Origin of the sequence: Arthrobacter sp. Leaf337 (assembly GCF_001423745.1) — a bacterium.
Lineage (GTDB): Bacteria > Actinomycetota > Actinomycetes > Actinomycetales > Micrococcaceae > Arthrobacter.
In genome coordinates this window covers 156,916-182,659 of record NZ_LMPC01000031.1, presented here as the reverse complement: position 1 = coordinate 182,659, position 25,744 = coordinate 156,916, and the positions used below count along the sequence as shown (strand labels likewise).

26 protein-coding genes are annotated in these 25,744 nt (G+C 65.6%); 15 read left to right on the top strand and 11 right to left on the bottom strand.

Annotated elements, in window-relative coordinates:
• Nucleotides 1-133 precede the first annotated feature (133 nt).
• The gene (locus ASF98_RS23405) at nucleotides 134-715 is read left to right on the top strand and encodes an adenylate kinase (RefSeq protein WP_055807618.1); all 582 of its coding nucleotides are present in this window, start codon (nucleotides 134-136) and stop codon (nucleotides 713-715) included.
• Here ASF98_RS23405 and ASF98_RS23400 read toward each other — a convergent pair.
• Entirely contained in the window at nucleotides 712-1,605 is an 894-nt protein-coding gene (locus tag ASF98_RS23400) for an EamA family transporter (RefSeq protein ID WP_055807615.1), read from the bottom strand. The two genes, ASF98_RS23405 and ASF98_RS23400, sit on opposite strands and share 4 nt — an antisense overlap.
• Before the next feature lie 69 nt (nucleotides 1,606-1,674).
• Here ASF98_RS23400 and ASF98_RS23395 point away from each other — a divergent pair, with 69 nt between their 5' ends.
• The 4 genes from ASF98_RS23395 (at nucleotide 1,675) to ASF98_RS24380 (ending at nucleotide 5,195) form a co-directional block, all read left to right on the top strand.
• Complete coding sequence (locus tag ASF98_RS23395) at nucleotides 1,675-2,544, top strand: LysR family transcriptional regulator (protein WP_055807612.1); 870 nt, start codon at nucleotides 1,675-1,677, stop codon at nucleotides 2,542-2,544.
• Nucleotides 2,545-2,884: 340 nt separating this feature from the next.
• The gene (locus ASF98_RS23390) at nucleotides 2,885-4,246 is read left to right on the top strand and encodes an MFS transporter (protein ID WP_055807609.1); all 1,362 of its coding nucleotides are present in this window, start codon (nucleotides 2,885-2,887) and stop codon (nucleotides 4,244-4,246) included.
• Nucleotides 4,243-5,046, top strand: coding sequence for a putative hydro-lyase (locus ASF98_RS23385; RefSeq protein ID WP_055807606.1), 804 nt, complete (start codon nucleotides 4,243-4,245; stop codon nucleotides 5,044-5,046). The genes ASF98_RS23390 and ASF98_RS23385 overlap by 4 nt, the downstream gene beginning before the upstream one ends.
• Complete coding sequence (locus ASF98_RS24380; RefSeq protein WP_156372516.1) at nucleotides 5,043-5,195, top strand: hypothetical protein; 153 nt, start codon at nucleotides 5,043-5,045, stop codon at nucleotides 5,193-5,195. The genes ASF98_RS23385 and ASF98_RS24380 overlap by 4 nt, the downstream gene beginning before the upstream one ends.
• Nucleotides 5,196-5,421: 226 nt before the next feature.
• Here the strand turns inward: ASF98_RS24380 and ASF98_RS23380 are convergent, their stop codons facing one another.
• Nucleotides 5,422-5,994 (bottom strand): MOSC domain-containing protein, encoded by a 573-nt coding sequence (locus ASF98_RS23380; RefSeq protein ID WP_055807602.1) that lies wholly within the window; start codon nucleotides 5,992-5,994, stop codon nucleotides 5,422-5,424.
• Between the two features lie 117 nt (nucleotides 5,995-6,111).
• Between ASF98_RS23380 and ASF98_RS23375 the strand changes: the two genes are divergently transcribed.
• On the top strand, nucleotides 6,112-7,035 hold the full coding sequence (locus tag ASF98_RS23375; RefSeq protein WP_055807599.1) for an AEC family transporter: 924 nt from the start codon (nucleotides 6,112-6,114) through the stop codon (nucleotides 7,033-7,035).
• Nucleotides 7,036-7,105: 70 nt separating this feature from the next.
• On the opposite strand, the gene ASF98_RS23370 is transcribed toward ASF98_RS23375, so the two are convergent.
• The 3 genes from ASF98_RS23370 to ASF98_RS23360 all read right to left on the bottom strand — a co-directional run bounded on the left by ASF98_RS23370 (nucleotide 7,106) and on the right by ASF98_RS23360 (nucleotide 12,036).
• Nucleotides 7,106-8,407 carry an alkaline phosphatase family protein gene (locus ASF98_RS23370; RefSeq protein ID WP_235506144.1) on the bottom strand — a complete coding sequence of 434 codons (1,302 nt, stop codon included), beginning with the start codon at nucleotides 8,405-8,407 and terminating at the stop codon, nucleotides 7,106-7,108.
• Nucleotides 8,404-10,047 carry an alkaline phosphatase D family protein gene (locus ASF98_RS23365; RefSeq protein ID WP_055807596.1) on the bottom strand — a complete coding sequence of 548 codons (1,644 nt, stop codon included), beginning with the start codon at nucleotides 10,045-10,047 and terminating at the stop codon, nucleotides 8,404-8,406. Before ASF98_RS23365 ends, ASF98_RS23370 begins: the two co-directional genes overlap by 4 nt.
• Nucleotides 10,048-10,161: 114 nt before the next feature.
• Nucleotides 10,162-12,036 carry a Na+/H+ antiporter gene (locus ASF98_RS23360; protein ID WP_055807594.1) on the bottom strand — a complete coding sequence of 625 codons (1,875 nt, stop codon included), beginning with the start codon at nucleotides 12,034-12,036 and terminating at the stop codon, nucleotides 10,162-10,164.
• Nucleotides 12,037-12,220: 184 nt separating this feature from the next.
• On the opposite strand from ASF98_RS23360, the gene ASF98_RS23355 reads away from it, so the two are divergent.
• Together ASF98_RS23355 and ASF98_RS23350 are read left to right on the top strand one after the other, a co-directional pair.
• Complete coding sequence (locus ASF98_RS23355) at nucleotides 12,221-13,264, top strand: metallophosphoesterase (RefSeq protein ID WP_235506143.1); 1,044 nt, start codon at nucleotides 12,221-12,223, stop codon at nucleotides 13,262-13,264.
• Between the two features lie 39 nt (nucleotides 13,265-13,303).
• Nucleotides 13,304-13,663, top strand: a complete 360-nt coding sequence (locus ASF98_RS23350; RefSeq protein WP_055807591.1) for a TfoX/Sxy family protein — start codon at nucleotides 13,304-13,306, stop codon at nucleotides 13,661-13,663.
• A gap of 36 nt (nucleotides 13,664-13,699) precedes the next feature.
• Here the strand turns inward: ASF98_RS23350 and ASF98_RS23345 are convergent, their stop codons facing one another.
• The gene (locus tag ASF98_RS23345; protein ID WP_055807588.1) at nucleotides 13,700-14,179 is read right to left on the bottom strand and encodes an NUDIX domain-containing protein; all 480 of its coding nucleotides are present in this window, start codon (nucleotides 14,177-14,179) and stop codon (nucleotides 13,700-13,702) included.
• 66 nt (nucleotides 14,180-14,245) lie between these two features.
• On the opposite strand from ASF98_RS23345, the gene ASF98_RS23340 reads away from it, so the two are divergent.
• Together ASF98_RS23340 and ASF98_RS23335 are read left to right on the top strand one after the other, a co-directional pair.
• Entirely contained in the window at nucleotides 14,246-15,019 is a 774-nt protein-coding gene (locus ASF98_RS23340) for an oxygenase MpaB family protein (protein WP_055807585.1), read from the top strand.
• A gap of 15 nt (nucleotides 15,020-15,034) precedes the next feature.
• On the top strand, nucleotides 15,035-15,949 hold the full coding sequence (locus ASF98_RS23335; RefSeq protein WP_055807582.1) for a DUF817 domain-containing protein: 915 nt from the start codon (nucleotides 15,035-15,037) through the stop codon (nucleotides 15,947-15,949).
• Nucleotides 15,950-15,959: 10 nt separating this feature from the next.
• Here ASF98_RS23335 and ASF98_RS23330 read toward each other — a convergent pair whose 3' ends face one another.
• Nucleotides 15,960-17,219 carry a hypothetical protein gene (locus ASF98_RS23330; RefSeq protein ID WP_235506142.1) on the bottom strand — a complete coding sequence of 420 codons (1,260 nt, stop codon included), beginning with the start codon at nucleotides 17,217-17,219 and terminating at the stop codon, nucleotides 15,960-15,962.
• A gap of 506 nt (nucleotides 17,220-17,725) precedes the next feature.
• On the opposite strand from ASF98_RS23330, the gene ASF98_RS23325 reads away from it, so the two are divergent.
• Nucleotides 17,726-17,989, top strand: a complete 264-nt coding sequence (locus ASF98_RS23325) for a GlsB/YeaQ/YmgE family stress response membrane protein (protein WP_055807578.1) — start codon at nucleotides 17,726-17,728, stop codon at nucleotides 17,987-17,989.
• A gap of 99 nt (nucleotides 17,990-18,088) precedes the next feature.
• On the opposite strand, the gene ASF98_RS23320 is transcribed toward ASF98_RS23325, so the two are convergent.
• A complete protein-coding gene (locus ASF98_RS23320) occupies nucleotides 18,089-19,336 on the bottom strand; it encodes an NYN domain-containing protein (protein ID WP_055807572.1) in 1,248 nt (415 codons plus the stop codon).
• Nucleotides 19,337-19,561: 225 nt separating this feature from the next.
• Here ASF98_RS23320 and ASF98_RS23315 point away from each other — a divergent pair, with 225 nt between their 5' ends.
• Entirely contained in the window at nucleotides 19,562-20,992 is a 1,431-nt protein-coding gene (locus tag ASF98_RS23315; protein WP_055807716.1) for an amino acid permease, read from the top strand.
• Between the two features lie 72 nt (nucleotides 20,993-21,064).
• A complete protein-coding gene (locus ASF98_RS23310; RefSeq protein WP_200939446.1) occupies nucleotides 21,065-21,841 on the top strand; it encodes an IclR family transcriptional regulator in 777 nt (258 codons plus the stop codon).
• Here ASF98_RS23310 and ASF98_RS23305 read toward each other — a convergent pair.
• The 3 genes from ASF98_RS23305 to ASF98_RS23295 are packed head-to-tail and all read right to left on the bottom strand — an operon-like array spanning nucleotide 21,834 to nucleotide 23,821.
• The gene (locus tag ASF98_RS23305; RefSeq protein ID WP_055807566.1) at nucleotides 21,834-22,595 is read right to left on the bottom strand and encodes an IclR family transcriptional regulator; all 762 of its coding nucleotides are present in this window, start codon (nucleotides 22,593-22,595) and stop codon (nucleotides 21,834-21,836) included. The genes ASF98_RS23310 and ASF98_RS23305 overlap by 8 nt on opposite strands.
• 45 nt (nucleotides 22,596-22,640) lie before the next feature.
• On the bottom strand, nucleotides 22,641-23,390 hold the full coding sequence (locus ASF98_RS23300; RefSeq protein ID WP_055807563.1) for a cyclase family protein: 750 nt from the start codon (nucleotides 23,388-23,390) through the stop codon (nucleotides 22,641-22,643).
• On the bottom strand, nucleotides 23,387-23,821 hold the full coding sequence (locus ASF98_RS23295; RefSeq protein WP_326951118.1) for a hypothetical protein: 435 nt from the start codon (nucleotides 23,819-23,821) through the stop codon (nucleotides 23,387-23,389). The genes ASF98_RS23300 and ASF98_RS23295 overlap by 4 nt, the downstream gene beginning before the upstream one ends.
• Nucleotides 23,822-23,981: 160 nt before the next feature.
• On the opposite strand from ASF98_RS23295, the gene ASF98_RS23290 reads away from it, so the two are divergent.
• Both ASF98_RS23290 and ASF98_RS23285 read left to right on the top strand, forming a co-directional pair.
• Nucleotides 23,982-25,358 (top strand): NtaA/DmoA family FMN-dependent monooxygenase, encoded by a 1,377-nt coding sequence (locus ASF98_RS23290; RefSeq protein ID WP_055807557.1) that lies wholly within the window; start codon nucleotides 23,982-23,984, stop codon nucleotides 25,356-25,358.
• Between the two features lie 41 nt (nucleotides 25,359-25,399).
• Nucleotides 25,400-25,732, top strand: a complete 333-nt coding sequence (locus tag ASF98_RS23285) for an ArsR/SmtB family transcription factor (protein ID WP_055807554.1) — start codon at nucleotides 25,400-25,402, stop codon at nucleotides 25,730-25,732.
• The last annotated feature ends 12 nt before the right edge of the window (nucleotides 25,733-25,744 follow it).

Genomic DNA, 25,744 nt, shown 5'->3' with positions numbered 1-25,744 from the left:
AAACCCGATCCCTGCCCGATAGTAAGTATGCTGACTGAATTTCTGGCGGCACCGCCAATGCAGCCTGGTCGCAACCTTTGAAGTCCTAACATGGGGGCACACCCCAACAACGGCACAACGAAGGGATACCCGAATGACGAGGCTTTTGATTATTGGCCCGCCCGGTTCCGGCAAGGGCACGCAGGCGGGGCGCATTTCGGACCGCCTTGGCGTCGTTGCGATCTCCACAGGTGACATCTTCCGTGCCCATGTGAGGGGCGGGACACCGCTTGGCATCGAGGCCACGAAGTACATGGACGCGGGGGATTTTGTGCCCGACAGCGTCACCAATGAGATGGTGCGCAGCCGGCTCAGCCAGGACGACGTCGACAACGGCTTCCTGCTGGACGGCTACCCGCGCACCGCAGCGCAGATCGACTACCTGGACGGCGTCCTGGCCGCACGCGAGCTGAGCCTTGACCTCGTTCTGCAACTGACGGCGGACGACGAGGAACTGGTAACGCGACTCCTGGGCCGCGCCCGGGTAACCGGCCGTAGCGATGACAACGAAGACGTTATCCGCCACCGGCTGGACCTCTACCACGAGCAGACCGAGGCGGTGGTGGCCACGTATGCGAAGCGCACCATCCTGACGCGGGTGGACGGCATCGGCGCCATCGATGACGTTACCGACAGGGTAATGGATGCCATCGACCGCCCCGGTCCGGCCAGCTAAATAGCTACGGGCGCAGTCCTGCGGCCCGCCAGCCAGATCGCTGCGGTGTTGGTGGCCACGATCAACGCCATGCCCAGCCATTCGTGGAGAACCAGGATCTGCCCCAGCACCACGGTTCCGGAGAGTGCGGCGAGGATGGGGTTGATGCTCATGAACACGCTGAAGAATCCGGCGGGCACGTGGCGGAGTGCAATGAGGTCGGCGGCGTAGGGAATGACTGAGCAAAGAAGACCGGCACTGACGGCGTACAGCAGAGCCGGCCCGGCGAGCATCCCTTGCATGACGAGGTAGGCGGCCACCGGCAGGTAGAACACGAGGGAAACCAGGGTGGCCGCGGCCGGGGCCTGCAGTCCGGGCAGCCGCTGGCCGGCGACGCGGTTCAGGACGATGTACGCGGCCCAGCACGCGGCTCCCGTCATAGCGATGGCTATGCCGGCAAAGTCGCTGGTGGGCCCCGGCATGACGAGGATGAAGACTCCCAGTCCTGCGCTCAGCCCGCACAACAAATCCCGCCGCGCCCTTGATCCGAGGAGGGCAACCGCCAGCGGACCCAGGAATTCCAGGGTGACGGCAAGGCCCAGCCCGATCCGTTCGATGGCCACGTAGAGGCAGATGTTCATCAATGCGGTAGCGGCCCCCAGCAGCAGGACCGGCCACCACTGCCGCCACGTGAACCGATGGAAGGGAGGGCGGGCAACAGGGAGGAGCACGGCGGCGGCGACCAGCTGCCGTACAGCCACCACCCCTGCCGGCCCGATCATCGGAAAGGCGTGGGCGCCGATCCCCGCGCCCACCTGGTTGCTGACACCGCTACCGGTCATGGTCAGGACACCGCGAACCACCGACGACTCGCGGGCCGGCTCCGCGCCCTGCACTGAATAAGCTTCCATAGCCCAAAGTGTCCGGCCAAAACCGTGCGCCGAAAAATGTGCTCAACGATGGTTCTATACGATGACCGTATGAATGTTGAGCTGCGGTACCTCCGGGCGCTGGTGGCCGTGGTGGACTCCCAGACTTTCACCGACGCCGCCATCGCACTCGGGACATCCCAGGCCGCCATCTCGCGGTCTGTCGCGGCGCTGGAGCGGGCCCTTGGGCTGCGCATTCTGCAACGAACAACCCGCAACGTCACCCCGACGCCTGCCGGGGAACGCATCATCGAGCACGCACGGCGCGTCCTCGACGAGGTCGCGTTGCTGGAACGCGCAGCCCAGGACCACAGCGGCGAACTCAGGGTGAGTTATGCGTGGTCCGCCCTGGGCCGCCGCACCGTGGCCCTGCAGCGAAAATGGGAAGAGCTCCACCCTGCGGTGCGCCTGATCTGGGTCCAGTCGAATGCCCCGACGGGCGGCCTGGCAAATGGAGGCGTCGACATCGCCGTCGTCCGGCGTCCGCTTACCGACAACCGCTTCGCCACGACGATGATCGGCACCGAAGCGCGCTACGGTGCCCTCGCGAAGGGGGATCCGCTCGCGCGGAGGCGTTTCCTCCGCCTGTCCGATTTCGCCGGACGAACGATTGCGGTCGACCACCGGACGGGAATCACCACGGAAGACCTCTGGCTGGGCATGGACGGGCCGGCGTCGGTCCGGCTGGTCCAGGGCGTGGATGAATGGCTGACCCTCATCTCCACGGGACAGGCCGTTGGAATGTCCTCGGAGGCCACGGCGGCGCAGAATCCAAGGCCGGGAATCACCTACCGGCCGGTCCGCGATGCCCCTCCGATTTCCGTGTTCCTGGCCTCGTGGAAAGACGATCCCTCGGTTCTCGTCGCGGACTTCACCCGTCTGGCCCGGGAGGCGTTCATACCGGACCAGCCGGAACTGTAGGGAAGCGGCACCAAAAGCAAGGCGGTCGACGGCGGGAACTCCCGCCGTCGACCGCCCGGATGGACGGCGGGAAGGAACGCCGGCGCGCCCGAAAAATCACATCCCGGCACTCCGCCGAATCACAGTCAACCCTTGACGGTGTGATCTGCGTCGCGTAGATTGTTCAACAGTTCGGATTGTTCAACGATCCAACGATTACCTCTCGACCTTGCAGCCCTAACGGTAGCTGCACACCCGCCCTAATGCTCCGCTTGCGACGCTGCGAGCCGGACAGAAGAAGGCGCCCCAGCAGCATCCGCCCGCATGCGGATGACATCCGCACTTTTCATGGAGGATACACATGGCCACTCCATCAGTAATGGCCCCCGGTGACCCGAAACCCTTTGTAGGGCGCAAGGGCATGTACAAGGCATTCGCAGCCAGCCTGACTGGAACCGCGCTGGAGTTCTATGACTTCGCCGTCTACTCAGCCGCGGCCGCGATCGTTTTCCCACTGATCTTCTTCCCGGCCTCGGACCCCGTCACGGGCACCCTGCTGGCCTTCTCGACCTACGCGGTGGGCTACATTTCCCGGCCCGTCGGCGGCATTATCTTCGGGCGGTTGGGGGATGAGATCGGCCGCAAGAAAATCCTGGTCATCACGCTTATGCTCATCGGCGTCGCTACGTTCCTTATCGGCCTGCTGCCCACGTACGACAATATCGGCGTCATCGCTCCCGCCATCCTGGTCTTCCTCCGCTTCGCCCAGGGCGTCGGTGTCGGCGGCGAATGGGGTGGCGCAGTGCTGCTCTCCAGCGAATTCGGTGACCCCAACCGCCGCGGATTCTGGGCATCTGCCGCGCAGATCGGCCCTCCCGCCGGCAACCTGATGGCCAACGGTGCGCTCGCCGTCCTGACCCTGACCCTGTCAGAGCAAGCCTTCCTCGACTACGGCTGGAGGATCGCGTTCCTTATCTCGGCGCTGCTGGTGGCCTTCGGGCTCTGGATCCGGCTCAAGCTTGAGGACACCCCCATCTTCAAGGCGATGGAAGCCAGGGGAGACAAGCCCAAGGCCCCGATCCGGGAAGTCCTGACCACGCAGCGCCGGCCCCTCATCGCAGCCATGCTCAGCCGGATCGGCCCGGATGTCACCTACGCTTTGTGCACGGTTTTCACCCTCACCTACGGCATCCAGGAGCTTGGCTTCGACCGAGGCCAGGTACTTGTGGCTGTACTTATCGGGTCAGCCCTCCAGCTTTTCACCATGCCGCTTGCCGGGGCCATCTCAGACCGCATCAACCGCCGGCTGGTCTACGGCATCGCCGCAGTGGCCGCCGCGGTGTGGGCTTACCTGTTCTTCATCGTCCTCGAAGGACGGTCCCCGGTCATGCTGATCGTGGGAACGGTCCTGGGCCTGCTCTGCCACTCGTTCATGTACGGCCCGCAGGCGGCCTTCGTGGTTGAACAGTTCTCGCCGCGGCTCCGCTCCACCGGCAGTTCGCTGGCCTACACCTTCGCCGGCATCATCGGCGGCGCCATTGCACCGTTCATGTTCACCCTGCTGCTGAGCACTTTCCACAGCTGGGTCCCGGTGGCCATGTACCTCAGCGTCGCGTGCCTGCTGACCCTGGTGGGCCTGGCCCTGGGCCGGGACTCCAACGTCGCCGAGGACGAGGAATACCTTCAGTCCTCGGGCGAACCCGCTGAGGCGCTGGCCCGATGAGCCAGGCCACCGCACTCATGGCACCCTCCGACGCGCGCCTGAAGTTCCGCAACGGCCTGGTCACGCCCACCTCCGGATGGAGCGACGGCTACACCCAGGCGAACCTGATCGCGGTGACGGCCGACTACGCCGACGAATTCATTGAGTTCTGCCGGCTTAATCCCAAGGCTTGCCCCGTTATCGACATCATTCCGGCGGGACGCTACGAAAGCGTCCTCGCCGCGGGATCAGACATCCGCACTGACATCCCCTCCTACCGCGTGTGGGTGGACGGCGAACTTGCCGACGAGGTCACTGACGCAACATCGGTGTGGCGTGACGACATGGTGGGCGTCCTCATCGGCTGCAGCTTCACCTTCGAGGCCGCGCTTGCTGGTGAGGGCATCCCGCTGCGGCACACGGAAACCGGCCGCAACGTGCCCATGTACCGCACGAACATTGAGTGCACTCCGGCAGGACGGATTCACGGTCCGATGGTGGTGTCCATGCGCCCGATGCCGCCCGGGCTGGTCGAAACCGCCATCAGGGTGACGTCGGAAGTACCGAAGGTCCACGGCAGCCCGATTCACATCGGGTCCCCCGAAGACCTTGGCATCGCTGACATCAACCGCCCCGACTTCGGTGACGCGGTGGAGATCCGGCCAGGCGAAGTCCCGGTCTTCTGGGCCTGCGGCGTGACACCGCAGAGCGCCGTGATGGCGTCCAGGCCCTCCTTTGCCATCAGCCACACGCCGGGGCACATGTTCATCACCGATGTTCCGGAAAGCCGCTACCGGGAACCCGCAGGAGCGTCATCGTGAAGAAGAGACTTCTCGTGGCCGAAGCGCGGGCCGGCAGGATCAACAACCCGGCTGCGCCGCGGCGTCAGGGCGCCGGCGAAGGCCAGCCGGCCGGCAAAGCCGGAACCGGAGGGACCGGGCGGTCAGCTGCGGAACATCACAGAGCGTAGCGGCACCAAGGGCAAGCGGACGACGACGGGACTTCCCGCCGTCGTCCGCTTCCGTTGTCCTGGGTGCGGGGCCGGTGGTGAACCGGGCCTAGGACGACGGCGGCCCTTGGGACGCCCTACGGACGTTTTCGCTGTCGTCAAGCAGGACATGTACCCGTGCATGACCGACGCACCCCTGCCCATCGCGCAGCGGGACCACCGTGTTGTGACCACTCACGAGGTCGCGCTAAGGCAGCCGCGACGGGCGGAGCAGCGTCGGCCTGCCGGCGCTGCCGGGGTCGAGGGTAACGGGGCTGACCAGCACTGCCGGGCCGCGGTGCAGGATGCCGCCCGACAGCACCTGGCAGCGAACCCCGCCCCGCCCGCGCATCGCCTTGTGGGCGCCTGGCGCGAGCATCTGGTCCATCCAGGCGCAGGGATGGGCGGGCCGTCCGGCCTTCAACCGAACAACGTCCCCGCGGGATTCGAGCGCAAATTCTCCGCCCAGCAACGGTGCCAGGTCTGCACCCCTGAGGACCACATTGCGCCGCGTCAGCAGCGGGTCAAAGGGGCCTGCCCCCAACTCCGCGGCCATGGCTTCGAGCGCCTCGATGGCGAACAGGGTGACGGCGGCATCCATATGCGCAGCCTTGCCGAAGAAACGGTCGCCCACAATGCCCTTGCCCGCCACCAGTTCAACCCGCTCGGCGTCGGTGGTCGGAACGTCGGCCGCACCCTCGCGGGCGCGGCCGAAGTAGGCGTGCGCCGGGGACACCAGCAGGTGCTCTACCTCCACGTTATACCTGTAGCTTGCCGTCATGCCTCAAGATTACGCCGCAGAATCTGCCGGTTACGGCCGCCGCTATAGGCTTGACCCGTTCCCAGTCAGCCTGCGTCATCAGCCGGCCCTCCGGCAGAAAAGATTGAGGAAAGCGGTTTGGACGGAGTCCTCAAGGGTTTCTTTGTTGTCAGCGTGGTGCTGCTCATCGGCTACATCCTCGGCAGAACCAAGGCGCTGGGCCCGCAGGGGAGCAAGGTCCTGTCCACCCTGACCTTCATGGTGGGGCTGCCCTGCCTCATGTTCTCCGCCATCGCGTCCCGGCACATTTCCGACGTCCTGAGCAGCACGGGCCTGATCTCCGTCGTGACGGCAGTGGCCGTCATGCTCGTGTTCACCGTTGCGGGTGCGATTGGCCGCTGGGGTGTCCGCCGCACCACCATCGGTGCGCTGTCCGTGGGCATCGTGAATTCCACGAACCTGGGTGTTCCGTTGTCGCTCTACATCCTCGGCAGCGCCACCTACGTCACGCCCATCATGCTGTTCCAGCTGGCCATCCTGACGCCCATAGCCCTGACCGTCCTGGACCTCACGGATCCGGCGGGGAAGCACGTTTCCATCTGGCGCATCCTCTCCATTCCGTTCCGCAATCCGGTAACCGTGGCGGCCATCCTTGGCGTGATCGTCAGCGCCGCGGGGGTTGAAGTGCCCAGCCTGGTTCTGGATCCCTTGGCCCTGGTGGCCCAGTTGGCGGTTCCGCTGATGCTGATCATCTTTGGCATGTCGCTCCACGGACTCTCTGTCCGGCCCGGGCTCAGTGACCGTGTTCCCACCTCTGTGGCGGTGATCCTCAAATCCGCCATTCAACCGGCACTCGCCTGGGCGTTGGCAGCATTCGTCTTCCACCTCGACGCGTTCAGCACCTTTGTGGTCACGGCCTGCGCCATCCTTCCCACCGGGCAAAATGTGGTCCTCTACTCGGTCCGCTACGGCGCGGGTCAGGGGATCGCGCAGTCAACGGCCGTGTTCACCACGGTCCTGGCGGTCCCGCTCCTCCTGGGAGCGGCCTGGCTGTTCGGCTGACCGCAACACCCGGAAAGCGCCCGACGGCGGCACTCACTGGGGTGCCGCCGTCGTCGTCCGCTCAAGGAGGTCAGAGCCTCAGGGCGCTGGACCGCGACGTTCCGTCGTACCCGCCAGCCGGTGCCTTGAGGCCGTAAATGGTGCCGATCGTCGGTGCGACGTCAGCTGTCCGCGCCGGCTCCGAGGACACCGTTCCCGGGACCACCAGCGGGCTGCCGCCCGAGATGAAGAAGGGAATAGGCTCGGTGGCGGGATGCCCGTGGTTTCCCGGGATGGGGTTGGAAACCACATACGGGTCGGAGAAACGCCAGCCTGCGCGGCAGTACGCCACGAGGTCGCCGGCCTCGACCCCCAGACGCAGGTCCGCGGGCCTGTTGACTGACAGAACCCCATCATGTGCCGCGACCAGCTGCCCGACGGCGGCCAAACCATCCGTGCGCTCGGCTTCGGGACCGGTCCAGTAGAGCAGGTCCGCTCCGCCGTTTTGTGCAATCGTGATGTTGGACTGCAGCTCCGGCCGGGACTGCAGTATCAGGTCGACGGAAACCACGTTCGTGGGGATGGACCAGTCCATCGAGTGGTCCGCCAAGACCATCACCATGCTGGTATCCCACTTGCCGGTGCTCTTGAGGTGGTCGATGAAACGCCCCACTTGCACGTCTGTGTCGGCGAGGGCAGCTTCACGTGCAGCCCGCAGTGTGGTTCCCGTGAGATCGGAGTGCCCCACGCGGTCGATGTCGCCGAGGTTGGTGAAGACGAAGTCCGGGTCGGGTCCGCCCACCATCGCGAGCAGCGCGTCCATCGTGGCGGCGTCGGGCGCGTGACCGGTGACCGGCAGCAGTGGCTGGGGTTCCCAGCGGTAGCTGGCGCGGGTGCCGAAGATGCCGTAGAGGTACTTCTTGCTCAGCACCGAGCCGGTGGTGAGCCCGCGCTCCTGCAAACGGTCCAGGAGGGTCGGGAAGTGCAGGTCCGTGGACCGGTCGAGGTCGCGGACCACGCCCTCGGCCCGGTCGAAGATCGCGTTGGCCGGAACGCCTGAACGCTCCGGGCGCACTCCCGTCATCATCATCACGTGGTTGGGAATGGTCTCCATGACCGGAAGGGACCGCGCCGCCGGGAAGTTGGTGCTGGCTGCACGCAGGCCAGCCAGCCTGGGAGTCAGGGTGGCAGTGATCTCGTCCGGGCGGCAGCCGTCCACCACGAGCACATAGCTCCGGGTCCGTCCCGCCGCCGGCGCTGCCCACGCCGTTCCTTGCGCGGAGGAAAGGACGACGGCGGCACCTCCGGCAGCGGCGAACTTCAGGAACTGCCGTCGTCCCGGCGTCGAAGGTATGTTGCTGGCGGGCGTACGCTGCTGCGGTGATTGGCTCACTGGAGTCCTCCCTGTGCCGGCGTGACCTTGCCGGTGCCGGCTTGGACGTTGAACGATGTGGACAGCGTGGATCCTGAGCTGGCGGAGGTGCGTTCGGCGAGGACGTACCAGTCCATCCGGACTCCGGCGGCCGTCACGTCCAGGACGGAATAGCCATGTGAGTCGAAATCAAGGTATTTCACGTGCGGGTTCGCCGCCTTGATGGCGTTCTCCACGGCGACGGATCCGGTCCGGGGCGGGACGTTCAGGATGTCATCGAGGTTGTCGCTCGTGACGGACGTGCACACCAGTTCCGTGGCCACGGAATCGCCGGTGGCAGGGTAGCTGGCCGGATCGGCGGGGATGTCGCAGGCCCAGCCGGAGTGGATGTCTCCGGTGAGGAAAACCGTGTCCTTGAGGGCGTTGTCCCGCAGGTGGCGGACCACGCGGTTCCGGTCGGCCTCGTAACCGTCCCACTGGTCCACGTTGTATGGCACTCCGCTGATGCTCGTCCCGCCCATCAGCTTCTGGACCCCGGCCAGTTCCGCCGTGCTCAGGGTCGAGGGCACCCGGACGGGTGCGATCATGACCGGGTTGCCCACGAGCTTCCATTGTGGGCCCGTTGACTTGAGGTTGCCCAGCAGCCAGTCCATCTGGGCGGCGCCGGTGATCGTGCGGGCGGGGTCAGTGACCGCAGCATCCGTGCCGTTGGCCGCCTGCTGGTCCCGGTAGGAACGGAGGTCAAGCATGGACAGGCTGGCCAGCGAGCCGAAGTCCAGCCGGCGGTAAATCTGGCCGCCCGGTTCGTAGCGCACGGGCATCCATTCGGCGTAGGCCTGGCGCGCCGCGGCAAACCTCGCGCTCCACGCCCCTTCGGCGCCCTCAGTGTGGTTCTCGGCGCCGCTCTTCCAAGCGTCGTTGGCCGATTCATGGTCGTCCCAGGTCACGATGAACGGCGCGGCGGCATGCAGGGCCTGCAGGTCGGTGTCGGTCTTGTACTGCGCGTGGCGACGGCGGTAGTGGGCCAGTTGGGTCATCTCGTGCGCGGGTTCGTGTGGACGGACCAGCACGTCGCGCGCCTGGTATTCGCCCGGGCCGTATTCGTAGAGGTAGTCGCCGAGGTGGAGCACAGCGTCGAGGTCCCCGCGGGCTGCGAGGTGGCGGTAGGAGGAGAAATAGCCGGCCTGCCAGTTGGCGCAGGAAACGACACCGAACTTCAGCCGGTCCACCGGGGCGCCTGCCGCCGGTGCCGTGCGGGTGCGGCCAGCGGGTGAGATCTCCTGTCCGAAGATGAACCGGTACCAGTAGCTCGTTCCGGGGGCGAGCCGGCCCGCAATGACCTTGACGGTGTGGTCGCGGCCCGGGCCCGTGGAGGCAGTACCCCGGGCCGCCACTTTCGTAAACGCGGAATCGGCGGATACTTCCCATCGGACGGAAACGTCCGGGCCGGCACCACTGCCGGGTAGTGATTCCGGGGTGGGGGTCACGCGGGTCCACAGCAGCACACTGTCCGGCATAGGGTCTCCTGAAGCGACCCCGTAGCCAAAGACGCCGCTTTGGGAGGCTGAAAACGCTCCCGCGGGAGTGCTGGTGGCCATGGTTCCGGCCACGGCGGCCACTCCCGCTGAACGCAGAACTTGACGACGAGTAAAGGTAGTCATGCCTTCCAGTATTCCTACCCGCGAGTAGCGGATTGGGCTTTCCGGGCGCCTGTTTCCCCGTTGTTTGCCGAGTGTTTGCCCTTTGGCTGGGGTTCACCACGATGACCCCGGCCGCTACCCCAGCAGGTCGTCCTTGTAGCACCAGCGCCAGTCCTCGCCCGGCTCGATGCTCCGCATGACGGGATGTCCGGTCGCCTCGAAGTGCCTGGAGGCGTGCGTCCCGGGGGAGGAATCGCAGCACCCCACGTTTCCGCAGGTCAGGCACATCCTGAGGTGCACCGTCGTCGTGCCTTCCCGGACGCAGTCCGCGCAGGAGGCGTCGCGGGGCACAGCGGGGGAGCGGGCGGATTCAAGGTGACCGCACACCCCGCCGGGCCTGGCGATGCCCTCCCCGCCGCCCTCGCCGGAAGTGTCCAGTTCATTCAGGGAAAGGTCGAGCATCGATTCCTCGACGTCCAGCCGGTCCAGGACTTCGCTGAGGACCTCGTGGGCGTACTCGCCGCCCCGACGCAGCTCCAGCACCTTCGCGCGTTCAGCTTCCAGCATGGCAAGCCGCAGCTGGGCGTAGCGCTGGCTGGGGGTCGCTGCTTCCGACGCGGGCCGGCCGAGCCGCTCCCAGGCCGCCAGCCCGCGCTCCTGGGTCCGCCGCTTCAGCATCGCCACGACCTCCGGCGGGTCGTTGTCGGTGCGCAGTTCCTGCAGGCGGGCCACTCCGGCAGAGGTGGCGAGCTGCATCAAAGAGGCCTCGTTGAGGGCGTCCTCGCGCTGGTCCGGACCCTGCACGCGGAGCAACCGGACCAGCGCCGGCAAGGTGAAACCCTGCAGCGCCAGGGTTCCGCCCACCACCACCATCGCTGCGAGTATCAGCACGGACCGGTGTTCCAGTTCCGCGGGCAGCACCAGCACCGCGGCCAGCGTCACCACCCCGCGCATCCCGGCCCAGGACACGATCGCGGCGAACTGCCAGGGCGGTGCGGGGTCCGCCCGCCGCACGGACGGAATCAGCCGGGGCAGGTACGTTGCCGGGAACACCCACACCGGCCGGAGCACCAGCACCGCCAGCAGGATCACGGCGCAACCGGCCCAGATCCGGCCGGCGCCAAGCGAGTCGTCCTGGACGCCGTCGATGATGGTCCGGACCTGCAGCCCGATCAGCAGGAATACGGAGTTTTCCAGCAGGAACTGCACCGTGTTCCAGTTACTGCGCTGGCTCAGCCGTGCGGCGCCGTTGGGCATGGACGGCGCCTTTGTCCCCATCACGAGCCCGGTGACGACGACGGCGAGCACCCCGGAGGCGTGTATCGCCTCAGCCGGAAGGTAAGCGACAAACGGGGCAACGAGCGACGTCGAAGTGTTGATCGCGACGTTCCGGATCCTTTTACGGAGTGCGGTCAGCACGTAGGCGGCGGCCAGGCCCACCACTAATCCGCCCCCGGCGGCGAGCAGGAATCCGCCCGCGACCTCGGCGGCGGACACGGACCCCGAGATGGCGGCGATGGCAGCACGGAGGCAGACCAGGGCCGTGGCGTCGTTGACCAGGGATTCACCCTCGAGGATGGTGACAATCCGGCGCGGCATGCCCACCTTCCGTGCGATGGCCGTCGCGGCCACCGCATCAGGCGGCGCCACGACGGCGCCGAGCGCGATCGCGGCGGCCAGCGGGATCTCCGGAAACAGCCACCACACCACGAAGCCCACGGCGAGCGTTCCGAAGATGACATAGCCCACCGAGAGCAGCCCGATGGCGCGGCGGTTGGAGCCGAAATCAAAGAGCGAGGTCCGCAGCGCGGCGGCGTACAGCAGCGGCGGCAACAGCCCGACGAGGACCAGTTCCGGATTCAGTTCAATGTGCGGAACGAAGGGGAGGAACGACCCCGCGACGCCGGCCAGCACCAGCAGCAGCGGCACCGAGACGTTGAGCTTCCGGCCCAGGGCGCTCCCGGCACAGACCACCGCCACGAGAACCAACAGTCCCAGGGCGACCTCCATTGGGCCATTCTCTCAGGCACGAACAAAGGGCGGACAGCGTCCGGCCGCGACACTCACTGTTCACGGACCCGACACCGTGGGGTTCTCGCGCGTTCGTCCGCCACAGGCACTCTTTTCAGGCACCCTCGCTCACGGCCGGATCGCTTGGGCGGAATCCCGTTGAGACGCACCAAGGAGAACCTCTGTGCTCATAAAAAGCGCTGCCACCGCCCTCGTGGCACTCATGTCCCTGACCGGGTTTGCGGGCCCGTCCGCTGCCGCCAACGCAGGTGAAGACGATGCCGGACAGCAGGCATTCAGCTTCGGCGTCATCGGCGACATCCCCTACGGCGATGCCGAAATCGCCAAGTTCCCCGCCCGCATCCAGGACATCAACGCCGACAGCAGCCTCGATTTCGTCGCCCACGTGGGCGATATCAAGAACGGGTCCTCCGTTTGTTCGGATGAATACTTCGGATACATCCGCGCCGAATTCGACACCTTCGAACACCCACTGGTCTACACGCCCGGTGACAACGAGTGGGTGGACTGCCACCGTGGAAACAACGGCGCCTACAACCCGCTGGAACGGCTGGACAAGCTTCGGGAAGTCTTCTTCAACGAGCCCGGCAAGACCCTCGGGGAGACGATGCCCTTGAAGGCACGGGAAGACCTCGGGCTGCCCGAGAACGTCCGCTTCACGAAGAACCGCGTGGCGTTCTCCGTGGTCAACGTCCAGGGCAGCAACAACTCGCTCCTGCCCTGGACCGGCATCGGCGAAACCTCGGTCACGCCCGAGCAGCAGGCCGAAGTGGAGCACCGCACGCAGGCTGTCCTCGAACAGGTGCGGGACACGTTCCGGGACGCGACCCGCCGCAACGACCGTGCAGTGGTGCTCATGACCCAGGCGGACATGTTTGATCCGTCGCTGCTCGCCGCTGCCACGGCGAACCCGGACTCCGTGTCGGGCTTCCGTGAAATCGTCCGGACGATCACCGAGGAAACCAACCGTTTCGACGGCCCGGTATACCTCATCAACGGCGACAGCCACGTCTACGCCGAAAACCAGCCCCTGGCCGAAGGCTCGCCCTGGCTGACCATCTACGGCCAGGAAGCGGCGGATGACCTGCAGCGCATCACCGTGGACGGTTCAGCCAACGCCACCAACTACGTAAGGTTCACGGTGGTGGCCAACAGCGCCACCGGCCCCGCCGCCATGTCCTGGGAAAAGGTCCCCTTCAAGGAGTAGACGGGTGATAATGAAGGCCCCGGACCGGAAGGCGCCCTCATGGAAATGGCAAAGCCCACTGAGGCTGACAAAGAGCAGTTCAGGTCACTGCTGGCAGCGCTGCCGGGCATCGAGATCAAGCCGATGTTCGGGAACCTCGGCGCCTTTGTCAACGGAAACATGTTCGCGGGGCTTTACGGCTCCACCTTGGGCGTGAAGCTCACGGAGGCCGACCGCGACGAGCTGATGGCGAGCCGGGAAACCCTGCCATTCATCTCGGCCGAACGGCCCATGGGCGGCTATGCGGGGCTCCCGGTACAAGGGTCGCCAGAAGAGATCGAGCCGTGGCTGGCCCGGGCGCTGGCGCACGTCGCCGAACTGCCGCCGAAGGCACCCAAGACTGCCAAACCGAAAAAGTGACGAACGACGACGGCGGGACCTCCCGGACTGTCCGGGCTAGTGCTGGATACCGTCCCGGAGCCGCTGAACCAGGGCGTCAAGGATGGGCAGCTGGCCCTTCACCAGCTTGGTGCGCGCCTCGGACTCGCTGAACCAACGGGCGTCGTCGATCTCGGGATAGCGGTTGATGATGCCGGACCCCCTGGGCCATTCCAGTGGGAAGGTGTTGCTCACGATGCTTTCGGGCTGGAAATCCCAGCCGGCCGCGAAAGCCGTGATGACCTTGCCTGAGGGTTGCCTGAAAGCGCCCAGTTCGAAGTAGTCGGCCGGCGGTGCCGGAGTGCCCATTTCCTCGGCGAACTCGCGCCGGGCGGCCGTCAGCGCATCCTCGTCCTCGGGGTATTCACCCTTCGGGATGGACCACGCGTGCTCGTCCTTGCGGGCCCAAAAAGGTCCGCCCATATGGGCTATCCAAACCTCCAGGTGGGCTTCCGGGTTCCACCGGAAAAGCAAAATGCCTGCGCTGCGAACCGTCATGTTGCCTCCTGGTCCAAGGCTATACGTCGGCGGCGGCGAGGGTCGGCTCTCGGGTAGTGTGTGGGCATGGTGCGTGGACTTGCCGACATGGGAGCAGAAGGCGTTCTGCTGGCCGGGGCAGGGCGGGCAATCCTGCTGCAGATCGCGAACCCGGCAGTGGGCCACGGCGTTGCCGAGCACAGCAACTTTGCCGATCGTCCGCTCGAACGGCTTCGGGCCACCCTCACCTACGTGTATGCAGTGGTGTACGGGACTGAAGACCAGGTGGCAGCGGTGCGCCGCAGCGTGAACCGCGCCCACGCCCCCGTCCGCCGCAAACCTGACGCCGGCTCCGCGGGCTACAGCGCCTTCGACGCACAGTCCCAGCTTTGGGTGGTGGCAACCCTGTACGACACGGCCGTCACCATCTACGAAAAAATCTACGGTGCGCTGGACGACGAAGCCGCTGACCTCATGTACCGGGACTACGCGAGAATCGGCACCGCATTGCAGCTTCCCGCGGAGCTGTGGCCGGCTGACCGCGCGGCATTCGGCCGTTACTGGGAGGGTTGCCTGCAGGGGCTGGAGGCCGATGCCGTTGCGTCAGGCGTGGCCCGCGGCCTGCTCTATCCGACGGACCCCCGGACCTGGCAGCGTGTGGTCATGCCGCTGGCCCGCTTCATTACCGCAGGGCTTCTGCCGGACCACCTGCGGCAAGGCTTCGGGCTGCCGTGGACTGAACGTCATGGCCGCTGGTTCGACCGCACCGTGCGGTGGTCCGCGGTGGTGTATCCACGGCTGCCGCGCCGGGTCCGGCACTGGCCAAAGAACTACTGCATGGGCAGGCTCGGCGCAGCCTAGGGAAACGGGGGATCAGTGCGGAGCTTCACATCCGTAGAGCTTGTGATCGATCAGCGGGCCCATCGGTTCTTGGACAGTGCGCCCGCCGGAGGTGCCAGGTCAAGGGTCGCCGAGTTTGTGGTTTTCGGCCTCAAGCAGGGCTGGGCATGCATCTTTGGGGCCGCGCTTCTCGCCGTGCTCATGGCGGCCCGCCTTTGGTACCCGGACGACGCCGGTCTGGCCAGGAACGACTTCCTGACCCTCGCCGCCGTCGTCATCCAGATCCTGATGGTGGCCACACGGCTGGAAACTGTCCGCGAGCTGAGGGTTATTGTCCTTTTCCACATCGTGGGAACGGTGATGGAGCTGTTCAAGACCGACGTCGGATCCTGGTCCTACGAGGCCGAAGGTTTCCTCCGCATCGGGGCGGTCCCGCTCTTCAGCGGCTTTATGTACGCGGCGGTGGGTTCCTACATGGTCCGCGTCTACCGGCTCTTCGACCTGCGCTTCAGCCGGTACCCGCGGCGATGGATTACGGCGGTCATTGCCGCGGCCGTCTACGTGAACTTCTTCACCCACCACTACATCTGGGACGCCCGCTGGCTGCTGCTGGCCGCCGTCGTGACCGTCTTTGGACGGTGCGTCATGCACTTCCGCGTCTTCCGCCGGAAGTTCCGGATGCCGCTGGTCCTGGCGTTCCTCCTGGTGGCGCTGTTCATCTGGATTGCGGAGAACATCGCCACCTGGTCGGGGGCCTGGCTCTACCCCAACCAGGTGGACGGCTGGCATATGGTCTCGCCCGACAAGCTGGTTTCGTGGTTCCTGCTGATGATCATCTCAGTGGTGCTGGTGGCCTGGGTCTACAAGCCGCAGCGACCGGAAGTGGCGGAAGATGCCGGCGGTGAAACCACTCTGCCCCTGGATGCCGGCATCGGGCCAGCCTCTTCCTGACGGAGGGGGCCTACGGTCCGGCCTTGGCAAACACCCGGCCGATGAACGCGGCCAGCGCGTCGGCGTTCGCCTGCACTTCGGCCTGTGAGGACGTTCTGCTGCTGGCCTCCACCGACAACGTCCCCTTGCGGGCCCCGACCCGGACGTGCCATTCGCCCGTCCCGTCGAACAGCTGGTAGGCGACGGCGTAGCTTGCGTCCGATGCGACGGTTATGTTCAGGGGCGAGACGGCCGGCCACTGGCGCTGGCCGCCGCCAAGGATGTTCTCCTGGATCGTCGCGCAGTCGCGGAGCGTGGCGGCTCGGGTGTCGAACGGATACGGCGGCGCCGCCGTCGAAGGCATGCTGATCACGCTCAGCTCGGTGTAGTCCATCTTGCTGGCACCTTGTATCTGCCCCTGGGCGAGGATGGAGCCTGCAAGTGACCCGTAATAGGCTGCGTCGTCGTAAGTGCATGGCGGCATGGAGCCCGGCGAAGAAGGGGCGAGAGTGACGCCGGGCACCGGGCCGATGACAGAGGCGCCGGGCAGTGCGACGGGGCTTCCGTCCGGCCCGGCGACGGCGTTGAGCAGTGCGACCAGATCGTCGGGCGTGCGGGGGTTCGGTGGCGGCGGCGGAACCGTCGGAGGCTTTGTCTCCGCCTGGTCGATGAGTTCCTTCGCCAAGGCGGCCATGGAGTCGAGGGCCGGCCTCGCATCGGCCTCGGAGTTGAGCTCGGCGGTAGCGAGACTCAGGGTGATGGACATGGTGCCTGCAAGCACCCTCAGCCCGACTGAGCCGTAGTCGCCTGGCCCCTTCGGCTTGGTGGTCTGCATCAAGCCGTGCTGTTTCTCGGCAATCGGGGGAGCCGCCAGTAACTGGACAGCGTAAGTTGAGGTCCGGCCGGACTCCGTTGACGCCATGTCAAACTGGCTGCAGCGGGCCGCCAGATCGTCCGTGTAGCCGAAATCTGCTGTGGCGATGGCATCCTTTTCCGCGCTTCGCAGTGTGATCATGATGGTGGTGGTCGGTCCCGACTGCGCGCCCGTCGGCATGGCGCCTTCGGCGAAGTTCACGCTCTTGTCCGCCCACCTGACGAACGGGTTTTGGGGGACGAACGCGATGCACTCGCCGGGTGTTGTCTCTGTGCTGACCTGGGGGAAGGATCCGCTGGCGGCTCCACTGCGCTGGCGCGCGGAGTCCTGGGCTGTGGGGACCTGCAGGTTCCGGTTCTGCGCTACTCCGTTGATGATCGCGACGAGCTCGGCGTCCGTAAAGACCGTCTCCGGCAACCCGGTTGTTTCAGGCCCGCTTGATGAGGACGCGGGCGGTGCACTAGCTGTGGCGGTTGGCGTCCCGTCCGACGGACTTGCGCCCGGCGTCCCGCCTCCGGATGAACATCCTGCCAGAGCCAGCAGGGCAGCCACGGCGCACGCGATCCAATGTCCACCTTTCGTACCCGCCCTGAAGCCACCGCCGGTTTCGGTTCCACAAACGGACATGCTCGGCCTCCTCTTCCAGAAGCCAAGGCTACGAACCAGCGGGCATACCCGCTAGGGTATTTGGGCCTCAGGTGCTGTCCGCGGGTAGTCTGTGCTGGCAATTCACGTAGGCGGCCGCATATTCGGGTGGCGGCCACTCGTGACGGGCCCGGGAGGACTCCTTAGAATCCACTCACCGGCAGGTGCCGGCAACCCGGACCGCGGAGTGGCAGCAGGCAACGGGCATGACCCCGTCCAGCAGGAATTCCTGCTCCTGCCGCAGCTAAGCGGTTCTCTCATTCGGAAGGAAGCTCGTCATGGGATTTCTCGGATTTCTCCTGCTCGGCTTGATCGCGGGGGCTATCGCAAAAGCCATACTTCCCGGCAGGCAGGGCGGTGGTTGGGTGGTAACACTGGTTCTGGGTGTGGTTGGCGCCATCCTTGGCGGATGGATCGGCTCGCTGGTCTTCGGCGGCGGACTCGCTGACTTCTTCGATCTCAGGACCTGGCTGCTGGCTATTTTGGGGGCTGTGATCGTATTGGCGATTTTCGGCGTCGTTACGCGTCGAAGCCGGGCCTGACCCCCGCGGTCCGTGAGGCCGCAAACCGAAGAAAACCGAGACAGACGACGGCGGTTCCTCCCCGCCGTCGTCCTCTCACCGACGCCTGCCGGAGGGAAACTAGACCTCCAGATAACCGCCACTGGCCCAGCGCCGCAGGGCCGCCTTCTCGGCGTCGTCGAACTCCATCAGCGCCACGCGGCAAAGCTCCTCCACGTCTTCTGTCCATGCCGCCGCCAGCCCTTCCGCCGTCGCATTTTCATTGAGCTGATAATTGACGTAGCCCAGACCTTGAATGACGAAGTTCACGGCACCGCGGGACACGGGCTGGCCGGCGGTGACACAGTCGTCCCGGACGAGCCGGGAGAGTTCGTTGCGGTTGACCGGCTGTTCGCGAAGCCTGGCCGCCATCGCCTGGAACAGTTGCCGGAACTGGGCTGCGGAGAGAGCGGGCACGTCCGTCACCCTGGTGACGCGTTCCTCGATGCCGGGCTCGACGTCGGCCTCCGCGGGCAGGTCGTCACTGGAAAACCGCTGCGCGTCCCAGACCCAGCCGCCCCGTGAGGGGGAGTACTCAACGCTGTTGCCGATCTGGGCCACCCACGTCCCGAATTTTCCGTACCCTCCCCAGTCAGTCTTCAGGGAAGGGTCCGCCGTGAGTGCGCGGTGGGCCACCATCGCCCCGACCACCGGACCCGGGGCAGCGCGAACGAAGTCGCAGACCTCCCGGACCGCGGCGGAAGCGGTTTTCGACATGGTCTTGGGCTTGGATTTGGCAGCCGGCTGGACCTGCGGCGGCTGAACAGAGGCCACGGCCCGGATGGGCTCGCCGGTGCTGCCGTTGAGTATGGCCACGAAGTCGTGGGACTCCACCACGCTGTCCGCCATCTCGCGGTAGGCGAAGGCCACGGCGCCGGCGGCGATGACCGTGGTCATCTTGTCGGCCGCCCGAAATCGCTGGATGAGCGACGTGAAATCAGCATCCGCCGAGGCGATGAAGAACTCGTCTATGCCTGCGCCGCCGGACAGTGCGTCCATCGCATCCAGCACGAGGTTGATGTCGGTGCTGGATTTCCCGCGCTGCGTCAGCGAGGGGCAGTCGATCACACGGAAACCCGCACGGGTCCAGTACGTCCGGTACTTCGAGTACACCACCGGGTTCAGGTAGCAGTTTCGGATCAGGAAGCGGCGGGAACTTTCGGCGGAGCCGCCGGCGGACAGGGCGTCCGCCCAGTGCTTGGGATCCTCGGCGAACCGCTTCGCCGCCAGGGGATCGAGGGCCAGCAGACCCGTGTACACGTTGTCGAAGTCCACAAACATGGCCGCCCGGATTCCGGGTCGTCGGGCGGGGGAGGGCGACTCTTTCATCTGCCCAGTGTGCCAGCACGCCGGTGTAGCTGGGGAGCCTGAGTCCAACGGATTCGGGCGGCATTAATGTTGTGCAATATAAACATTTGTGAATGCTTTTAAGGATCTTAACGCGGATTTGGTGCTAGTTTCATGACGCCGGGCGGGTGCGCCGACCTGGTCCCGGGTCCCGTCAGGCCACGGGCTAATCCCGTCCGCACGCCCACAAACTTCCGGGAGCAATTCATGGAACTCTCCTCCACTGCCAGCTTGGACCCCCAGGTTTCCGTCACGGCCGGAACTACTCCCGGGCTCCGCCGGTCCATGGGCCCCCGGCACCTCGTGATGATCGCCATGGGCGGCGTCATCGGGTCCGGCCTCTTCCTCAGTTCGGGCTACACGATTTCCCAGGCAGGCCCGCTTGGCGCGGTCCTCGCCTATCTCGTGGGCGCCTTCGTCGTTTATCTGGTCATGGCCTGCCTCGGCGAGCTGGCCATCGCTTATCCGGTCTCAGGTGCGTTCCACATCTACGCGGCCAGGTCCATCGGTCCTGCCACCGGCTTCACCACGGCCTGGCTGTACTGGCTGTGCTGGGCAGTGGCCCTGGGGTCGGAGTTCACCGCGGCCGGACTGCTCATGCAGCGCTGGTTCCCGGGAATTGAGGTGTGGGTGTGGTGCATCGTCTTCGCGTCCATTCTGTTTGCCCTGAACGCCGTCTCATCGCGCTTCTTCGGCGAATCCGAGTTCTGGTTTTCCATCATCAAGGTGGGCGCCATCGTTGTCCTGATTGCCTTTGGCGGGGCAGCGCTGGTCGGGTTCCACCCGCTGGCCGGAGGTTCCCACCCGTTCCTGCTCGAAAACTTCAACACGTCGGGCGGACTGTTCCCCAACGGCTTCTCCGGCGTCCTGGTGACTGCCCTGGCGGTGTTCTACGCGTTCTCCGGCTCGGAACTCATCGGCGTAGCGGCGGGCGAAACAGCCAACCCCGAGACCAGCATTCCCAAGGCCATGCGGACCACGGTGTTCCGCCTGCTGATCTTCTTCGTGGGCGCCATCGCTGTCATCGCTGCCACCATCCCGTTTGACCAGGTGGGCCTTGACGAGAGTCCCTTCGTCACAGTCTTTTCCTCCATCGGCATTCCCTACGCGGCGGACATCATGAACTTCGTCATCATCACCGCCCTGCTCTCCGCCGGCAACAGCGGCCTGTTCTCTTGCGCCAGGATGCTCTACTCCCTGTCCGAGGAAGGGCACGCGCCGAAGGCTTTCCGGAAGCTCACCAAACAGGGGATTCCCTTCATCGCTCTTTGCGTCAGCATGGTCGGCGGGCTGGCCTCGCTGATCAGCAGCGTGGTCGCTCCGGAATCGGTGTATCTCGCGCTGGTGTCTGTCGCCGGGTTCGCTGTTGTGGGAGTCTGGATGTCCATCACGGCGTCGCATTTCTTCCACAGGAGGGCCTTCGTGCGGAACGGCGGAAACATCGAAGACCTCGCCTATAAGGCCCCGCTGTTTCCGGCGGTTCCGATCCTTGCCTTCACTCTGTGCCTCGTCTCTCTGATCGGCATCGCCTTCGACCCGAACCAGGTAGCGGCCCTGTATTTCGGCATCCCCTTCGTCGCGGCCTGCTACGCGTTTTTCTACTTCAAGCACGGACGACGCCGGCAGCATGCGAGCTAGTCAGCCGCCGGTCACCGCAGCCTGCGCCGTGTGAGAATGGGCGTTGAGGTCCACCAGAGGGAGCGGTTCAGCTTGGAATTGTCGGAAGCGTCATCGCTGGGCCAGGGCCTTCGCCTTGTCCGGCTCATCATCGACCGCGAGAAGCAGGGCAGGCCACTGCTGGGCGTTTCGCAGCTCGCCGCCGAACTTGAGATGGACCAAAGCCGGGTGTCCCGGCTTACCCAGGAGCTGTGCGAACTAACCATTCTGGAGCGGGTGGAACGCGGACCGTTCCGTGCCGGTCCGGCCTTCTTCCAGCTGGCGGCCAGCCTCAATGTCGGCTGGATCGGCCAGGCGAAGAGCGAGCTGGAACTCTTCGTGGCCGAGTTCGGGCTCCGGGCCCGGCTGTCAGTCCGCGACGGTGTGCGGGTGATCCTCCTCAGGACATCGAGCAATGACGCCGTGCTGGGAAGCTTTGTGAAACCGGGCATGGTCACACCTGTCTGGTGCACGGGATCAGGCCGTGCCCTCCTCTGGGACCACAGGCCAACAGAGGTTGCGGAGCTTCTGCAGGGTGTGGATTTCATCGGCGTGGGCGGCCCAAGAGCGGCCCACGCCGTGTCGGAAGTGTGCGAGTTGATGGAACATGACCGCCCGCAGGGTTTCATCAGGGCGGCCGAGGAGTTTGAGCACGATGTTCATGAGCTGGCCGTTCCCGTGCGGGATCCGGGCGGACGCGTCAGCGCAGCCCTCTCCGTCCTGGGCAGCCGTGCCGCTGTTGAGCTCCGGACCGAGGAAATTGCGGATGCTCTGCACTCGGCAGCACGGCGCCTCGCGGCGGTGGGTGCAGACGGCACTGGAGTCAGCTAGGACGCCCCAGGGCCGCTTCAAGCCGGCCGGCCCATTTCAGGGCTGCGGAAGCAATTTCTTCGCACTTCGGCTCCAGCCGCGCCTTTGGTCCGACCACCTGCAAAGCAGCGATGGTCTCGGCGCGGAAGTCACGCACGGGGACGGCCACGGAGTACAGGTTGGGCTCCGCCTCTTCATCCACAACGGAATATCCGCGCTCCCGCGCCCCAGCCAGGCGAGCAAGGAAGTCCTCGACGTCGACGGGAGTGTTGGGGCCATGGCGCACAAATTCAGTGTGGCTAAAGACGGCCCGGACCTCGGCGTCGCCGGAGTCCCACAGCAGCGCCTGGCCGGCGTCGCTGCAGTAAGCGGGGTAGGGCCGGCCGATCCACGAACCCACCATCCTGCTGTCCGATGGGACATGCTCACCGATCGTTACGGTGCTGTCCCCGTTAAGGACACCCAGAAAGCAACCTTCGCCGGTATCCTCGACGAGCCCCTCCAGAGCCGTCAATCCGTCGGTCCGGAGCCTTTGCTCAGTGAGTAACTGGGCATCCGTGTAGAGGCTCCAGTCCAGTGAATACTCCCGGTGCCCGCCACGGAGCAGGAAGTTCTCCTGCTGGGCGGCCTTAAGCCCGCGGGAAATCTGGCTACGGTCCTTGCCGAGGTCTGCGGCGATGTCCCCGACGGTCGCGCCGCGCGCTCCGCCCTCGTGACGGGACCCGACAGCTAAGACGACTTGCATTCCGCGGCCCATGCTGGAGATCTTCGACATGGATCCGATCTTAGTTCGTGGCAGCCGCCGGTCAGGGGGTTGCCTCTAGTGGATCGCGAAGACCCGGGCGGGGAATCCACTTCCGCCTTGAGGCTTCGGCCACGTGGCCACCAGCACAGCCCCTGATTCAGGCAGGCCGTCCAGATTGGCGAGCAACTCTATCTGCCAGCAGTCCTGGGCAAGGATGTAGGTTTCCAGGCTGAAGTCCTGGTGCGACGTCGCCTTGCCCGGGTCCGTGTCGGTCTGTTCGTGGCCGATCGCCGTGATGTCCCGCTCGCCGACCAGGAAGGACAGCACCTCCCGGGACCAGCCCGGGGTGTGGCTGACGCCGTCGGAATCCCGGTTCGCCATCGACTCCGGGTCCGGCCAGCGCTTGCTCCAGCCGGTCCGAAGCGCTACGAACGCGCCGGACGGAATCCTTCCGTTGCGTTCCTCCCATGCTCTGACGTCAGCCAGGGTGGGCGTCGCGTCGGCGTCGATCGCGGTTCGCGTGCTGATGTCCAGCACCACCAGGGGCAGCACCATCTCTTCCACCGGGATGTTGTCCAGGCTTCGCCCGCCACGGATAAAGTGCGACGGCGGGTCCACGTGGGTGCCCCACTGGCCGACGATGGAGTAGACATGTGCCGTGAAGCCGTCGCCGTTTTCCAGGTCGAACAGGGCCGTCCTGCGTTCGTCCGGAAAGGCAGGGAAGTGTGGCTGGCCGGGGTGGAAGGCGTGCGTCAGATCCGTGAACGATCGGCCGGACAGCAACGACTGGAATCCTTCCCAGAGTCCGGTGGTCTGGACTGTCATGACGCCCGCCCCAGTGCTGGTCGAACAGACCCTGCCGCGGAAACCCGGACCGGCTCGGAAAGTTCGATGACCGGCACCTCCCAAGGGTGAACTTCGATCATGCGCCCGACGAGCCGGCTGACGGCCTCGTCGGGCAGGTCTGCGTCCAGGTAAGTGGTCAGGACAAAAGTGGGCGACAGGGTCCGTTCGCCCGCGCGGCCGAACGTGGGGTTTGCTGCCGCTGAAGCGGTGAACCCCTCGAAGCCGAGACTCGATTCGAACACGTGCCGGTAGTTTCCAAAGTCCCCGAGATCGGGGCAGGACTCCAGTGTGTCGAAAAGTGACGAGAGGCCGGGGTCCGTTTTCAGGACCTCCAGGTCACCCTCCACGAGCCGCCTCAACGAAACTGCGCCAATGGGCCAGTGGACGCGGAGTTTTCGCACACTTTTCATTGCAACGTCCATGTCCGGATGCCTCTTCCCTCGATCGGCCGGAGCCGCTCGTGCGGCTTGTGAATCATCCTGACAGACCGTAATAGGCATTACAAGCATATGCGCTTGTATATGATGCACGTAGAATTACCGTCCCGCCATGAAAGCGAAGTGATCCGCCTTGAGCACCCCTACAACCCCGCTGCTTTTCGCCCTCTACGAACAGGCCAGCGTCGGTTGCGGCGGTGCCCCAAGCCTCTGGACGCACCCGTTGGATGACCGCCTGTCGGTCAACTCCCTGGACCGCTGGCGGGACGTGGCCGTTACCGCGGAACAGGCCAACCTTGATGCGCTGTTCTTCGCCGACGTGCTGGGCCTCTATGACGTCTACGGCGGATCTGCCGACGCCGCCCTGGGCTGGGCCGTAGAGGCGCCGGCAAATGACCCGTTCATCTACGTCCCTGCGCTGGCGGCGCTGACGGAGCGGCTGTCCTTCGTCATCACGGCCTCGACCACCTATGAGCACCCGTTCTCCCTTGCCCGCCGCTTCGGCACCCTGGACCACCTCAGCAACGGCCGCATCGGCTGGAACATCGTCACGTCATACCTTTCCAGTGCGGCCAGGAACTTCGGTATGGACGAGATGCTCAAGCACGCGGACCGGTACGGCCGCGCGGATGAGTTCATGGATGTGTTCTACAAATTGCTGGAAGGCAGTTGGGCGGGCGACGCTGTTGTTGGCAGTAAGAGCGAAAAGATGTACGCGCGTCCCGGCTCTGTCCGGCCGATCAATCACGATGGCGAACATTTCCGGGTGGACGGACCGTCTTTGACCTCGCCGTCACCGCAGCGGACCCCCGCCCTGTTCCAGGCGGGGTGGTCTCCGCGGGGCCGCGAATTCGCCGCCAAGCATGCTGAAGTGATCCTGCTGCCCAAGAAGGATCCGCAGGAAATTGCCGAAGGCCTGGCGGACATCGACCGCCGGGCGCAGGAGGGCGGCCGTCCCGCCGGCGAGGTCCGCTCCATGGCGCTCGCCCGGATCATTACCGCGCCCACGGCGATCGAAGCGCAGGAAAAGTACGAGGAACTGCAGCGCAACTACCACCTGGAGGCACAGCTCGTCAGCTATGCCGGCGACACCGGAATCGACCTCAGCAAATACGCCGACGACGAGCCGCTGGCTACGGCGTCCAACGGACTCACGTCCTACGTGGTCAAGGGGGCGCCGCAGGACCGGCCGCTCACGGCCGGGGACGTGCGGCGCAAATTCTCCGAGGTCACGCGCGGAACGGACCTGCTGTTCATCGGTACGCCGGAGGGTGTCGCCTCGCAGATCCAGGACCACGCGGCGGCGTCCGGGCTGGATGGCTACATGATCAACCCGCTGGTGAGCCCGGGTTCCCTGAATGACTTCGCCGAACTGGTGGTGCCGGAGCTTGCCAAGAGGGGGCTCTACGACATGGAACCGAAGAAGGGCACCTTGCGATCCCGGCTCCGGGCTGACGGTGCCGACCTGATGGCGGCTACGAGTTACGGGGCCGGGTTCCGCCAGCGTTAACCCATTGACACCCGGGCACCGCAGTCATATTCTACAACCAAATGGTTGTAGATCAGCTCAGTGATGCCGAAGTGGACCGCCTGTTCCAGGCGTTCGCCGATGCCACCCGGCGGGATATTGTCCGGCGGGTGACGGTGGGTGAGTATTCCGTTTCCGGCCTTGCCGCCCTCTACGCCATGAGTTTCGCCGCCGTCCAGAAGCATGTGGCGGTGTTGGAACGGGCTTCCCTGGTGACTAAGGAGAAGCGCGGAAGGGAGCAGGTCGTGCGGGGAAACCATGAAGGCCTGCAGAAGGCCCGCCGGCTGCTTGACGAGTATGAAGCGATCTGGCGGCAGCGAGCCGAGCGGATCGCAGACATTCTGGCTGAAGGATAGGAAGGTTGCGCA

Bases quoted from the DNA above. Each gene is read 5' to 3' on its own strand.
- ASF98_RS23405 (WP_055807618.1), top strand. From the start codon at position 134: ATGACGAGGCTTTTGATTATTGGCCCGCCCGGTTCCGGCAAGGGCACG.
- ASF98_RS23400 (WP_055807615.1), bottom strand. From the start codon at position 1,605: ATGGAAGCTTATTCAGTGCAGGGCGCGGAGCCGGCCCGCGAGTCGTCG.
- ASF98_RS23395 (WP_055807612.1), top strand. From the start codon at position 1,675: ATGAATGTTGAGCTGCGGTACCTCCGGGCGCTGGTGGCCGTGGTGGAC.
- ASF98_RS23390 (WP_055807609.1), top strand. From the start codon at position 2,885: ATGGCCACTCCATCAGTAATGGCCCCCGGTGACCCGAAACCCTTTGTA.
- ASF98_RS23385 (WP_055807606.1), top strand. From the start codon at position 4,243: ATGAGCCAGGCCACCGCACTCATGGCACCCTCCGACGCGCGCCTGAAG.
- ASF98_RS23380 (WP_055807602.1), bottom strand. From the start codon at position 5,994: ATGACGGCAAGCTACAGGTATAACGTGGAGGTAGAGCACCTGCTGGTG.
- ASF98_RS23365 (WP_055807596.1), bottom strand. From the start codon at position 10,047: ATGACTACCTTTACTCGTCGTCAAGTTCTGCGTTCAGCGGGAGTGGCC.
- ASF98_RS23360 (WP_055807594.1), bottom strand. From the start codon at position 12,036: ATGGAGGTCGCCCTGGGACTGTTGGTTCTCGTGGCGGTGGTCTGTGCC.
- ASF98_RS23350 (WP_055807591.1), top strand. From the start codon at position 13,304: ATGGAAATGGCAAAGCCCACTGAGGCTGACAAAGAGCAGTTCAGGTCA.
- ASF98_RS23345 (WP_055807588.1), bottom strand. From the start codon at position 14,179: ATGACGGTTCGCAGCGCAGGCATTTTGCTTTTCCGGTGGAACCCGGAA.
- ASF98_RS23340 (WP_055807585.1), top strand. From the start codon at position 14,246: ATGGTGCGTGGACTTGCCGACATGGGAGCAGAAGGCGTTCTGCTGGCC.
- ASF98_RS23325 (WP_055807578.1), top strand. From the start codon at position 17,726: ATGGGATTTCTCGGATTTCTCCTGCTCGGCTTGATCGCGGGGGCTATC.
- ASF98_RS23320 (WP_055807572.1), bottom strand. From the start codon at position 19,336: ATGAAAGAGTCGCCCTCCCCCGCCCGACGACCCGGAATCCGGGCGGCC.
- ASF98_RS23315 (WP_055807716.1), top strand. From the start codon at position 19,562: ATGGAACTCTCCTCCACTGCCAGCTTGGACCCCCAGGTTTCCGTCACG.
- ASF98_RS23305 (WP_055807566.1), bottom strand. From the start codon at position 22,595: ATGTCGAAGATCTCCAGCATGGGCCGCGGAATGCAAGTCGTCTTAGCT.
- ASF98_RS23300 (WP_055807563.1), bottom strand. From the start codon at position 23,390: ATGACAGTCCAGACCACCGGACTCTGGGAAGGATTCCAGTCGTTGCTG.
- ASF98_RS23295 (WP_326951118.1), bottom strand. From the start codon at position 23,821: ATGAAAAGTGTGCGAAAACTCCGCGTCCACTGGCCCATTGGCGCAGTT.
- ASF98_RS23285 (WP_055807554.1), top strand. From the start codon at position 25,400: ATGGTTGTAGATCAGCTCAGTGATGCCGAAGTGGACCGCCTGTTCCAG.